We start from the raw sequence: 12,522 nt of genomic DNA, 5'->3' as shown, positions 1-12,522 counted from the left end.
ATTTTTGCAAGTGATTGGAGTGATTAAGATGTTTAATAAAAGTGATTTTATACAGTTGTTGCTTGATTATCAGGTATTAAAGTTTGGTGAATTTACACTAAAATCAGGGCGTGTGAGTCCCTACTTTTTTAATGCGGGGCTACTATCAAGTGGCAAGGCATTGGACATGTTATCACAAGGTTATGCCAGTGTTTTGGCAGAGCAGTTAAATGAAAAAGACCATCCCACCATTTTTGGGGCGGCATATAAGGGTATTCCTTTTGTGGCGACCACCGCACAGACTTTATGGCAGGCTTATGGCATTGATGTGGCGTGGGGCTATAATCGCAAAGAAGCCAAAACCCACGGTGAAGGGGGTAATTTGGTGGGAGCGGATTTGACTGGTAAATCGGTGTGGGTGATTGATGATGTGATGACCGCAGGCACGGCGGTGCGAGAAGTGGTAGCGATTTTGCAGGGAGCAGGGGCAACACTGGCAGGTATTGTGATTGCTCTTGACCGCAAAGAAAAAGGACAAGATGAACGCTCAGCAGTACAGCAAATCAATGATGATTTTGGCGTGCCTGTGTATTCATTGGTGGACATTGATGATATTATTACCTTTTTGCAAGCCAAAGACGAGAGCGAGCATTTGGCAAATATGATGGCGTATCGTCAAAAGTATGGGGTGCAATGATGAAGCCACTTAACTTTTTAATCGTGATGGATGACATTACAACCATCAATTACAAAAAAGATTCCACACTTGCGATGATGTGGGCAGCAAGTGATAAAGGTCATCATTTGTCCTACTGTGGCATTGATGACCTTTGGCTAAACCAAGGCGAGCTGTATGCGGACAAACAAGACATACAAGTCTTTAAAAATCCCAATAAATTTTATGAGTTTGGCGATAAGACAACTGTCAAGGCAACTGATTTTGATGTCATACTCATGCGTAAAGACCCGCCTTTTGACATGAATTTTTTATATGCGTTGCATTTGCTAGAATATGCCAAAAGAGCGGGCGTATTGGTTGCCAATGACCCAAGTTCGGTGCGTGCTTGCAACGAAAAGCTATTTGCCACGCAGTTTAGTGAGCATATGAGCCCGACGATTGTAACCACCAAACAAACCCACATTCGTCAGTTTATCGCTGAGCATGCTGATGTGATTGTCAAACCGCTTGATGGCATGGGGGGTATGGGGATTTTTCGTTTGACGGCGGATAGCCCAAATATTGGCTCAACGCTTGAAATGCTCACCCAGATGGGAACGCTACCCATCATGGCTCAAAAATATTTGCCTGCCATCAAAGAGGGTGATAAGCGAGTGCTGATTGTGGGTGGACAAGTTGTGCCATATTGCTTGGCTCGCATTCCTGCTGATGGTGAGACACGCGGCAACCTAGCGGCAGGCGGTCGGGGTGTTGCCATGCCACTAAGTGATGATGAGCGAGCAGTCGCTGAAAAAGTCGCCCAAACTTTGGTAGAAAAAGGTTTGTATTTTGTGGGGCTGGACTTGATTGGGGCAAAAATCACTGAGATTAATGTAACAAGCCCAACTTGCGTGCGTGAGATAGATGAGCAATGTGGCACACAAATTGCGGTGGATTTTATTGCGTTTTTAGAAAGCTTGCTAGATGGGTAGTTTTAACCAACAAAAAAGGGCGAAAGTTATTTTTCGCTCTTTTTTATTTACCATAAAATTAAACTTTTAATGTTGTTGGTTGGAAAATCATGAATCATATTGATGACATTGTAGATACAATACAATCACATTGTCTGATTTATGAAAGAATTTAAAATTTATGCCGTTTTTTGCTTGTAATTTCCGGCATTTTGTTACACAATAAAGAGTTAAAGTCTAAAATAAGAGCAGTTTATGAATGTACTAATCATGGCAGCAGGTACAGGCGGACACGTCTTTCCAGCACTTGCAGTGGCGGACGAATTAAAAGAGCGTGGAGCAAACGTACATTGGCTTGGTACGCCTAATGGCATGGAAAATGAGCTGGTGGGCAAGCATGGCTATCTGATGCATCACATTGACATGCAAGGATTGCGTGGTAAGGGTTTGGCACGAGCGATTAAATTGCCATTTATGTTATTTCGTGCGGTCATGGCAAGCAAAAAAGTCATACAAAACAATAATATAGATGTGGTTATTGGCTTTGGTGGTTATGTAACTGTGCCGGGGGGGCTGGCAAGCAGATTGGCACGCAAACCACTTATTATTCATGAACAAAACGCCATCGCAGGCATGAGTAATAAGACCTTAGCACCATATTCAGCCAAAGTGTTGCAGGCTTTTGATGGGGCATTTGGTGGGCTTGGCGAACGATTGATGACCGTGGGTAACCCTGTGCGTCAAGCCATCATAAATATAGCACCGCCTGATGAAAGGTATGATTTATCTGACAATTCACCATTAAAGGTATTGGTTGTGGGGGGCAGTCTTGGGGCAAAAGCCATTAATGAAGCGGTGGTGGCGTTGTTAAAACTCTCCCAAAAGCCTTTAACTGTGCGACATCAATGCGGTAAAGACAATCATAATGACATGCTTGTTGCTTATTCGCAAGCAGGGATTGACACAAGTCGTCATGTGTTTGAGCTGATGCCTTTTATTGATGATATGGCAAAAGCCTATGCTTGGGCGGACGTGGTGGTGTGCCGTGCTGGAGCATTGACGGTAACAGAGATTGCCACGGTGGGTGTGGCACCTATTTTTATTCCTTTGCCACATGCGGTGGACGACCATCAGACCGCCAATGCCAAAAGTCTGACCAATCATGGAGCGGGGATTTTGTTGCCCCAAAGTCAGCTATCTGGGGAAAAATTAAATGAGATTTTAAGCCATCTTAGCCGTCAAGATTGCAAAGACATGGCAACAAAAGCTCGGCAATTTGCCAAAACGGACACCACAAACATGGTGGCGGACATTGTGCAAGACGTGGTTTTGTGCTAATCAGATGAGCTTAATATCAAAAACGGAATTTTTATTCAAATTCAATCAAGATAAGAGAGCATTATGTCAAATTTAAACAGTTCACATAAGTTGCCCAAACAGCTCATTGAAATCCCAGAGATGAGACGAATTGGTAACATTCATTTTGTGGGTATCGGTGGGGCAGGTATGTGTGGCATTGCCGAAGTGCTTGCCAACCAAGGCTATACAGTAACAGGTTCGGATATTAAAGAAAGTGCGGTTACTCGCCGTTTACAAAGCCTTGGTGTTACGGTATTTATCGGTCATGACAGCAAAAATGTCCAAAATGCTGATGTGTTGGTGGTTTCATCTGCCATTGATAAAACCAACCCTGAAATTCAAACCGCCTTACAAGCTCGTTTGCCAGTGGTTCGCCGTGCTGATATGCTTGGTGAGCTGATGCGCTATCGCCATTCTATTGCGGTGGCAGGTGCTCATGGCAAAACCACCACAACCAGTCTTTTGACGATGATTTTGACCGAAGCAGGTCTTGACCCCACTTATGTGATTGGCGGCAAACTCAATGCTTCTGGTAAAAATGCTTCTTTGGGCAGCTCTCGTTATTTGGTGGCAGAAGCGGATGAATCAGATGCGTCATTTTTATCACTACGTCCAATGGCAAGTATTGTAACTAACATTGATGAAGACCACATGGATACTTATGGTGGCAGTTTTGATAAATTAAAACAAGCCTACATTCAGTTTTTGCACAACATGCCATTTTATGGCTTGGCGGTGGTGTGTGGTGACGATAAAGAGCTGTACGGCATGATTGATAAAATTGCACGCCCTGTACTGACTTTTGGTTTTCAAGAGCATAATGACGTACAAGCGGTAGATTTGTCGGTGGACGGTACTCGCACGCATTTTACGGTGCTACGCAAAGAGCGTGAGCCACTCAGATTGACCTTAAATATCCCCGGTGAGCATAATGTGCTAAATGCCTTAGCTGCCATCACGCTTGCCACTGATGAAGGTGTGGACGATGAAGCGATTGTGCGTGCGGTGAGTAAATTTGCAGGTGTGGGACGACGTTTTGAACAGCAAGCAGATGTGAGTGTGGATGGCGGTAATGTTTTGCTGATTGATGATTATGGACATCACCCCACCGAAGTGTCAGCCACCATCAAGGCTGCTCGTCAAAGTTATCCTGAGCGTCGTCTTGTGATGATGTTTCAGCCACACCGTTATAGTCGCACCAGAGACTGTTTTGATGAATTTGTGGCAGTTTTATCGGGTGTTGATGAGCTGATATTGTTAGATGTGTATGGGGCAGGTGAAGAGCCAATCGTTGGTGCAGACAGTAAGGCATTGGCAAGAAGTATCCGTTTGCGTGGAGAAGTTGAGCCGACACTCATTGACAAAGATGAGCTTGCCATCACCATGAAACGTATCTTAAAAGCAGGCGATGTGCTGGTTACCCAAGGAGCGGGCAATGTGGGGCAAATTTGTTTGGATTTAAAGGATAATGGATTGTATTTATCTTAGTTGCCCTTATTAAAGTCATCGTGATTATTGTATGTAATCCATCAGTTTTATTTATTAATTTTAACCCATTTGGAAAAAATCATGACCAATATAGACCCAGCCGTATTTGGTAAAGTTGCTGTTGTTTGCGGTGGCACAAGTAGCGAGCGAGAAGTTTCTTTAAACAGCGGAAAAGCGGTGCTAAATGCCTTATTATCAAAAGGTGTGGATGCTCATCACTTTGACCCAAAAGACACTGACATTTCAAAGCTGCGTGATTATGACCGAGTGTTTAATGTCCTACATGGCACTTTTGGCGAAGATGGGGGCCTACAAGGCGTGTTAGATGGCTTTGAGATTCCTTATACAGGCTGTGGCGTATTGGCATCTGCCATTGCAATGGATAAATTTCGCTGCCGTCTGCTTTGGCAATCTTTGGGACTACCCAATGTGCCTTATGTGGTACTAAACGACGACAGCGACTTTGAGCAGGTGGAGCGTGAGTTTGGCTTACCTTTATTTGTCAAGCCTGCTGCCGAAGGGTCTAGCGTGGGCGTGATGATGATTGAAAATGCAGGCGATTTGGCAAAAGCCTATCCACAGCTCAAACAGTATCATGGTGAGATTTTGGCAGAAAAAGCCGTTACAGGGGGCGAGTATGCTTGTTCAATTTTGGGTAATGAGACGCTACCAAGCATTCGTATCATTCCTAAGGGCAAATTTTATGACTATGAAGCCAAATATTTAAAAAACGATACGCAGTATCAATGTCCTTCTGATTTGACCGATGAACAAGAAGCCATGATGGGTCAAATCGCCCTGTCTGCATTTGCTGCCATTGGTGGTAAAGGTTGGGGGCGAGTGGACTTTTTAAAAGATGACGCAGGCAAGCTATATTTGTTGGAGTTAAATACCGTTCCTGGTATGACCGACCACAGTCTTGTGCCGATGGCAGCTGCTGTAAATGGCATGAATTTTGCATCATTATGTTTGACGATTTTGACACAAACATTGAGCGAAGATTCTGTGTATAGAGCATAATAAACATGACAAAGATGGTCATGTTTGATTAAGTAGTGATAAAAAATTACAACAAAACTTGCAATAACCACAACCAACAACGTTTGATAAGTGTTAAAAAACATAGTCTTATTGTAAAAAATAAGGTACAATAAGACTTGACTTAATGCAAAATAAGTAAATGTGATGGGCGTTGTTTCTTTGATGACATGGGTTGATGGTTGTGGCGATGTCAATAAAATTTGATAAATACTTCTCTACTCCGTGGCGGTCGGCAATCATGACCTTGTTGGTGGTGTTTTTGGTCGGTTTTTTGACCATTGGCATCAACAGAACCCAAAACAAGCCTGCCGAAGATATTGTGATTGATGACAGCAACCTAAGTCCTGCTGAGGTGCAGGTCTTAGCAAGTACTCTGTCGTCAGTGGGAAAAGTGCAATTTTTTAGTGCTGATTTGGAACAAATCCATGATGAGGTTACTAAACTGTCATGGGTGGAAAGTGCTGATGTCAGTCGTGATTGGTATCGGGGTGTTATGGTGTCTGTTACTCCCAGAAAAGCAATTGCCAATTTTGGCAGTCGGCAGATGATAGACGCCAGTGGTCAGGTATTTGTTCCTGTTGATAGAACGCAGCTAATGAACACTCACCTAGTAACACTTTATGGTGATGAGACAGAGGCTGCGGACATCATGACGCAAATGAATCATATCAACACATGGTTTGAGCCTTTGGGAATTTCAGTAAAGGAGCTTAGTTTAACTCCCCGACAGACTTGGATTATTGGTTTTAATAGCGGTTTAAGAGTGATTGTGGACGGGGAAAACACCGAACAAAAGCTCTATGGTCTGCCAAAAACTTTATTTTGGCACTACAAAGACAAGCTAAATCAAATACAATCTGTGGATTTGCGTTATAAAAATGGCTTTGTTATTGCATGGAAATCACAAGCACCTGATGGGAGCTGATGGCGGTACAAACCAATAAACCCAAACTGGGTAAAGGTGTTTTTAGATGATTTTCCTGCATGGGCAAGTCGTCTTTAAATGAAGATTAAGGGGCGTATTTTACCTTGTTTTTGTGAATAAGCAAATGAAACAAAATTTACAAATTCGTGCAGTAATACATTTAAGTTCCACAGCGGTTTATACGGTTGTGGGCTACCCCGATAATTATGGTAAGCACCTAAAAATCATGGCAGTGGGTATTGCTAAGACACAAGGGTTTTTTGGCGGTCAAATCGTCAATCACCATGACTTATTAAATGCCATCAAAATCTCTACCAATCAAGCGATGGACATGGCAGGTGTGGAGTTTACCCATGTCGGTTTGTCCTTTGCCACCCCTAATATGCAAACAGACAATGCACACAGCCGAATCAATTTGGTTGGTGATGTGCCAAATGCCGTAGGTAAGCCTGTTCGTCTTGATGATATTGCAGGTATGCTTGAAAAATTAAAAAATGACTTGCTATTAAACAGAGCCAGTCCCATACAAATCATCACACAATTTGCCACCTTGGATATTGGCAGACCTACCGAACGTGCCACAAAAAACCCTGTGGGTTTATACGCCCATCATCTACATCTTAATTATCATTTGATTGCCATGCCAAGAACTTATTATCAGCAGATGGATGGCGTGTTTGCTCAAAGTAACTTGGCGATTTATCCGCCTGTCTTTGCTGGTGTGGCGGGGGCGGAATACGCCCTAACTCACGCAGAAAAGGAGCGAGGTATTTGTTTTGTGGATATTGGGGCAGGCGTAACTAATGTTTGTGTTTATTCAAATAACATGTTGATATTTAGTCGATGTTTTGGCATGGCAGGAAGTGCGGTTGATAAAGATATTGCCAATTGGCTTAATATCTCCATGGCAGAGGCAGAATCCATCAAAAAAGAGGAGGGCTTTGCCTATTCATCAGCCGTACCCAAAGACCGTTTTATTACCCTGCAAAGAAATAATAAACAAGGTGAAATCGTCCTAAATCGCTATGAATTGGCGAGCATCATAGAAGATAGATATTTTGCTTTATTTTCAAGAATTTTTGATACGCTTGACCAAGAGGGCATGACAGAGTTTTTCAAAGATGGCATCGTATTGGCGGGCGGTGGCTCAAAAATGAACGATTTGAATCGTATGGTACAAAAACGTTTTAATGTCGCTGTAAGACAAATAAGTGTAAATAATTGTGTCAGCGTTTGTGTAAATGATTTAAATGATGATAATATTAGAATGATAAACAAGCATTTGGCGGATAATACCTTATATAATGCCATTGGGGTATTGTTGTACCAACAAAGTAAACAGTACGAGCAGGACGAGCAATTTTTATATCCACAAACACAATCAAACCAAGGTTTTTTTGGGCGATTGGGGGAAGCGTATGAGCAGGCTACCAATTTTCTTAAAAAATGGATGTAGATGTAGATATTGTCTTAATGTGCGTAGATGACAATTTTAAATAGAGGGCGTGATATGTCAAAATATACCTTTTCAGAAGATGAGCCAATTGTTGTTAATAATGGGGCACGTTTTATTGTCTTTGGTCTGGGTGGTGGTGGTGGTAATGCTGTTCAGCATATGGTGGAGCAGGGGGTATCTAATGTTACCTTTGTTTGTGCCAATACTGACAGTCAAGCACTCAATCGCTTAAATGTCCCAAAAACCCTTTTGCTTGGTGCACAAATCACTAATGGCTTGGGAGCAGGTAGTGACCCAAAAGTTGGCAAACAAGCTGCTGAAAGTGATGAGGAGCAAATTAGAGCGATTTTAGAAGGTCATAATATGGCTTTTATCACTGCTGGCATGGGTGGTGGTACAGGTACAGGAGCTGCTCCTGTGGTGGCTCGTGTTGCTAAGGAAATGGGGATTTTAACGGTAGCAGTGGTTACCACGCCTTTTGCTCATGAAGCACGCAAACGTGCCGAGGTTGCCAAGGCGGGCGTTGAAGTGTTGTCTGAATATGTGGATTCCATCATTGTCATTCCAAATCATAAATTGCCAGAGATTTATGGTGAGTTGCCTTTTAAAGAAGGGCTAAAAAAAGCAGACGATGTGCTACTTCATGCGGTGAATGGCTTGGTGCAAACCATTGTTACGGCAGGTTATATTAATACTGACTTTAAGGATATTTGCACTGCCATGACTGCCAAGGGTCATGCTATGATGGGAGTGGGACGTGCTAGTGGTGAAGGGCGTGCAACTAAGGCGACAGAGCTTGCCATTCGTTCACCATTATTGGAAGATTTGCGTCTTGAAAATGCCCAAGGTCTTTTGGTGAATGTTGTTTCATCTAATCTGATGATGACCGAACCTAATGAAATCGCTGAGGCGGTTGCTCCGATTGTGGATTTGGAAAATGCCAACATCTTTTATGGTTTTGTTGATGATGAGAGTATGGGTGATGAGATTCATGTTACCATCATTGCCACAGGATTGACGATAGAAGAAAAGCCCATCTCTTCGCCTGTGGTGCCACTGCAAGAGACTGCACCACCAAAAAACATCAATAGTTATGCATCTACTCAACCAGCTTTTAAGACGACCGCTCAATCACCAAGCGATTCACTTAAAGAAAAAACATTGGTCATGGATTTTTTAAGCAAAAAGCAACAACACTAATCATGGCAATAAGACCCTGCTTGGCGGGGTTTTATTTGGAATCAAAATGATAGATTTACACAGCCACAGCACTTGTTCTGATGGCACATATTCACCACAAGAGCTTGTGCTACTTGCTAAAAATGCTGGCATTAGCACCTTTGCTTTGACTGACCATGATACCATTTTGGGCTTAGATGATGCTCACCAAAAAGCAAGACAGCTTGGTGTGCGTCTGATTAATGGTGTGGAGATAAGCTGTCATCATACACTGTTTGGCGGTTACGGCAAAAACCAAGCCATTGACAAGGTTATTCATGTGGTGGCGTTAGATTTTTTGGACAAACGGTATTTGGGTGATAAATTAACAGCATTGCAGCACAGTCGTGAATATCGGGGCAGGTCAATCATTGCTAAACTGGCAACGCTTTTAGATTATGATGAGACAATATTGGTGCAACAGGTATTAAATAAGGTCAATCACAACCCCAAAGCCATCGGACGAGCTCATATTGCTCAGGTGTTGTTTGAGCTTGGTTTGACCAAAAGTATCCAAGATGCTTTTGATAAATATCTGGCGGATAATAAACCTGCCTATGTCGCCATAGATGCTATGAGCATGACACAAACTGTGCAACTGATTCATGATTGTGGTGGTTTGGCGGTGCTGGCTCATCCGACACGTTATGGGCTGTCTGCCACCCGTACCAGACGGCTGATTGCCGAGTTTGCTGATATGGGTGGAGATGCAGTAGAGCTACCAAATAGTGAGCCTGTCAGCACACGAGCGATGATAGATAGATGTGTCAAGGAGCATGATTTGCTAGTATCAGTAGGGTCTGATTTTCATGGGGCAAATATGCCTTGGCGAAAACTTGGTAAAGTCGCCACCATCAAGCCTGAGCAGGTGGGCGTGTGGGAGCGTTTTCGTCCATCATCAGATTGCTGATGATACTGGTGGCAAATGCTCCTGTTGGCAATGTAAATGTCAAACGCAAATTGTCATCTTGCCACGACCATTGAAATTCATGAGCCATCAGACGAAATGGGCGGTAGCTACATTTTGCACCTATTTTTGTCAGCCCATCTTTAAAGGTGCTAAATTGTGCCAAAATCTCATTTTCCATCATCAATGCCTGATTGCTTGACAGTCTGTTGCTTGTGCCATAAAGTATGCCGGCAGGGTGAATGTCGCCTGTGGCTAAACGTGCCATGATGACATCATCAATCTTTGCACAAAACACCGACCCTGTGCCATTGAGATTAAAAACATCGCCGTCTATTGGTGTGTCCCAACACCCCATTAAAACTCGCTGACTAAGCAAGGCGTTAAAAATCGCACTTTTGGCGGCGGATATGTACAAAGCGTGTTTGTTGCGGTCTTGTTTGTGGGGGCGATAGGGCTTATCAGTGCTAAGAATTTTTTGAAAAAAGGCAACAGCTTGGGGCAGATTATTACCATCTTTACCAAAACGCTGTTCACCAAAATAATTTGGTACGCCACAAGTTTTAATAAGTGCAAGCTGTGCGTCAATGGCGGTTTTGTCGCCTTGCACATCTTTTAGAGTGATGGTAAAGCGATTGGCTTTATGCGTGCCACGATTTAGTTTTTTGCCGTGCCAATGCTGTGCTAATAAGGTTAGTTTTTCATCATCTTTTAAGAAATCTTTGGCGAAACTGATAAAATCCAATGAAGGCAAACGCTTGTTTGGCAAACGTAGGCTGAACCATTGGTCGGTAATGGCTCGCCTGTCCTTTAAGCCACTAAACCCAACGTCTTTGGGGGCTATGTTTGCCCATGTTGCCAGTAGCTTGGCAACAAAGGCGGTGTTTAGATTGGTTTTTTGGATAAACAACCAACAATGTTCGCCTTGACCATCAAAACTGATGTCCATGATTTCTTGTACAACAAAATCATCAGCACATGCCTTAAAAATCGCTTGTGTGATGGTGGGTGTATGGGGGTTTGCCAGTATCATGAAGTTTTCCTAAATAACAGTAAAATTAAAAACGCCACCAGACCCACGCCAGCACCAACATAACCAATGCTAAATAGCCCCATAGATGAGATGACTGCTGAGCCAAGCAAAGCACCGCCCCCAATACCTACATTAAAAATGCCTGAAAACAAACTCATGGCAACATCGGTGTCCTTTGGGGTAAGTTTGAGAGTTTGAAATTGTAAAGATAAAATAACACCAATCATCCCCACGCCCCAAACAAGAAGCAATACGGTTAGGCTAAGTGTGTTTAAAAGATGAAATGTGGCGGATAAAAATGTTAAACAAATCAGTACTATTGCTACTGAGACAAGTAAAAAATGATGACAAAAGCGTTCATAATATCGCCCAAATAAATGGCTGCCAATCATACTTGCTACCCCAAACCACACTAACATCATGGTAGTGGTGATGGGTGTCATGCCAATGTGTAACAACAACGGCTCAATATAACTGTATGCTGTAAAATGTGCCATGACCAGCAACATAATACTGATATAGACTACCATTAGTGGGGTTTGTTTGGCAAGTTTTGGTAGGCTAGATAGCGACCCTGTGTTTTTGCTGGCTAGTGTGGGTAATATCCACGATATGCCCATCATACATATCAAACCAAGCCCACCGATTGCACCAAATGTCGCTCGCCAATTAAGATATTGCCCAAGTATCCGCCCAAGCGGTAAACCTAGCACAGTAGCAAGAGCTGAGCCTGTGGCAAGTATGCCTAATGCCCATGCTTGCTGACCTTTTGGGGCAAGTTTAACCACAAGACTTGCGGTGATTGACCAAAATACAGCATGAGCAAGTGCTACGCCAATCCGCGATATGAGCAGTAGCTCAAAACTTTTGGCAAATACGCTAAGAACATGACTCATCACAAAAATAAAAAACAACCAAAATAATAAACGTTTTCGCTCTATTTTGGCGGTGATGAGCATGGCAGGTAGTGATAATAAGGCGACCACCCACGCATAAATGGTTATGATAATACCCGTTTCGGATGCTGACTTGCCAAAGCTTGCCCCAATATCAGACAAAAGAGCCACAGGGATAAATTCGCTGGTGTTAAAGACGAAGGCAGATAATGCCAAAATTAACACACGCATGGTTCTAATATGAGCAGGATGGATAGATGGGGGCATGATAAAATCAGATGATGAATGGGGGGTTATTATAACAATTTTGCATGATGTGTTGATAAAAAGTACCAGAAAATCGTAAAAATGATGGATTTTTATACAAAATTAACGCTTTTTATGTGATGAATGGTGTTTCAAAATTAAAATTTATGATATAATTATTCAGATTGGTAAAGGCTGACAACTTGTTGGCAATAGCCAAAGGTAAACGCAACTTGCCTACTTTTTGGGCATTTAAAAGAGGACAAACTCATGGCAAAAGCCAAATTCGAACGCACCAAACCACACGTTAACGTTGGTACCATCGGACACGTTGACCACGGTAAA

The 12,522-nt window shown here is 42.8% G+C and carries 11 protein-coding genes and 1 pseudogene; 10 read left to right on the top strand and 2 right to left on the bottom strand.

All coding sequences use genetic code 11. The features are described from left to right. Nucleotides 1-28 precede the first annotated feature (28 nt). The 9 genes from pyrE to CEW93_RS01810 all read left to right on the top strand — a co-directional run bounded on the left by pyrE (nt 29) and on the right by CEW93_RS01810 (nt 10,005). Entirely contained in the window at nt 29-676 is a 648-nt protein-coding gene (pyrE, locus tag CEW93_RS01850) for an orotate phosphoribosyltransferase (RefSeq protein WP_089538692.1), read from the top strand. Beyond that, complete coding sequence (gene gshB, locus CEW93_RS01845) at nt 676-1,629, top strand: glutathione synthase (protein WP_089538693.1); 954 nt, start codon at nt 676-678, stop codon at nt 1,627-1,629. The genes pyrE and gshB overlap by 1 nt, the downstream gene beginning before the upstream one ends. Nucleotides 1,630-1,863: 234 nt before the next feature. Next, a complete protein-coding gene (gene murG / locus CEW93_RS01840) occupies nt 1,864-2,946 on the top strand; it encodes an undecaprenyldiphospho-muramoylpentapeptide beta-N-acetylglucosaminyltransferase (protein ID WP_089538694.1) in 1,083 nt (360 codons plus the stop codon). 63 nt (nt 2,947-3,009) lie between these two features. Then, complete coding sequence (gene murC / locus CEW93_RS01835) at nt 3,010-4,455, top strand: UDP-N-acetylmuramate--L-alanine ligase (protein WP_089538695.1); 1,446 nt, start codon at nt 3,010-3,012, stop codon at nt 4,453-4,455. Between the two features lie 81 nt (nt 4,456-4,536). After that, nucleotides 4,537-5,475 (top strand): D-alanine--D-alanine ligase, encoded by a 939-nt coding sequence (locus CEW93_RS01830; RefSeq protein ID WP_089538696.1) that lies wholly within the window; start codon nt 4,537-4,539, stop codon nt 5,473-5,475. Between the two features lie 208 nt (nt 5,476-5,683). Next, on the top strand, nt 5,684-6,421 hold the full coding sequence (locus tag CEW93_RS01825; protein WP_186727870.1) for a cell division protein FtsQ/DivIB: 738 nt from the start codon (nt 5,684-5,686) through the stop codon (nt 6,419-6,421). Between the two features lie 124 nt (nt 6,422-6,545). Beyond that, entirely contained in the window at nt 6,546-7,877 is a 1,332-nt protein-coding gene (gene ftsA / locus CEW93_RS01820; RefSeq protein WP_089538698.1) for a cell division protein FtsA, read from the top strand. 54 nt (nt 7,878-7,931) lie between these two features. Next, nucleotides 7,932-9,077 (top strand): cell division protein FtsZ, encoded by a 1,146-nt coding sequence (ftsZ, locus tag CEW93_RS01815; protein WP_089538704.1) that lies wholly within the window; start codon nt 7,932-7,934, stop codon nt 9,075-9,077. Nucleotides 9,078-9,123: 46 nt separating this feature from the next. Beyond that, nucleotides 9,124-10,005 (top strand): PHP domain-containing protein, encoded by an 882-nt coding sequence (locus tag CEW93_RS01810; RefSeq protein ID WP_089538699.1) that lies wholly within the window; start codon nt 9,124-9,126, stop codon nt 10,003-10,005. Here the strand turns inward: CEW93_RS01810 and truD are convergent. Next, nucleotides 9,950-11,035, bottom strand: coding sequence for a tRNA pseudouridine(13) synthase TruD (gene truD / locus CEW93_RS01805; protein ID WP_089538700.1), 1,086 nt, complete (start codon nt 11,033-11,035; stop codon nt 9,950-9,952). The two genes, CEW93_RS01810 and truD, sit on opposite strands and share 56 nt — an antisense overlap. After that, nucleotides 11,032-12,198: a sugar transporter gene (locus CEW93_RS01800; protein WP_089538701.1), complete on the bottom strand. Its 1,167-nt coding sequence runs from the start codon at nt 12,196-12,198 to the stop codon at nt 11,032-11,034. The genes truD and CEW93_RS01800 overlap by 4 nt, the downstream gene beginning before the upstream one ends. Nucleotides 12,199-12,447: 249 nt before the next feature. Here CEW93_RS01800 and CEW93_RS10895 point away from each other — a divergent pair. Then, a pseudogene (locus CEW93_RS10895) lies at nt 12,448-12,522 on the top strand (elongation factor Tu); the annotation flags it as partial.

Source organism: Moraxella sp. VT-16-12, from assembly GCF_002224245.2.
Taxonomy (GTDB): domain Bacteria; phylum Pseudomonadota; class Gammaproteobacteria; order Pseudomonadales; family Moraxellaceae; genus Moraxella.
This window is presented reverse-complemented; position numbering and strand designations above follow the sequence as displayed.

Excerpts from the sequence above, each read along its gene's own strand:
- CEW93_RS01800 (WP_089538701.1), bottom strand. The coding sequence starts at position 12,198 with ATGCCCCCATCTATCCATCCTGCTCATATTAGAACCATGCGTGTGTTA.
- CEW93_RS01830 (WP_089538696.1), top strand. The coding sequence starts at position 4,537 with ATGACCAATATAGACCCAGCCGTATTTGGTAAAGTTGCTGTTGTTTGC.
- gshB (WP_089538693.1), top strand. The coding sequence starts at position 676 with ATGAAGCCACTTAACTTTTTAATCGTGATGGATGACATTACAACCATC.
- ftsZ (WP_089538704.1), top strand. The coding sequence starts at position 7,932 with ATGTCAAAATATACCTTTTCAGAAGATGAGCCAATTGTTGTTAATAAT.
- CEW93_RS01810 (WP_089538699.1), top strand. The coding sequence starts at position 9,124 with ATGATAGATTTACACAGCCACAGCACTTGTTCTGATGGCACATATTCA.
- murC (WP_089538695.1), top strand. The coding sequence starts at position 3,010 with ATGTCAAATTTAAACAGTTCACATAAGTTGCCCAAACAGCTCATTGAA.
- pyrE (WP_089538692.1), top strand. The coding sequence starts at position 29 with ATGTTTAATAAAAGTGATTTTATACAGTTGTTGCTTGATTATCAGGTA.
- CEW93_RS01825 (WP_186727870.1), top strand. The coding sequence starts at position 5,684 with ATGTCAATAAAATTTGATAAATACTTCTCTACTCCGTGGCGGTCGGCA.
- murG (WP_089538694.1), top strand. The coding sequence starts at position 1,864 with ATGAATGTACTAATCATGGCAGCAGGTACAGGCGGACACGTCTTTCCA.
- truD (WP_089538700.1), bottom strand. The coding sequence starts at position 11,035 with ATGATACTGGCAAACCCCCATACACCCACCATCACACAAGCGATTTTT.
- ftsA (WP_089538698.1), top strand. The coding sequence starts at position 6,546 with ATGAAACAAAATTTACAAATTCGTGCAGTAATACATTTAAGTTCCACA.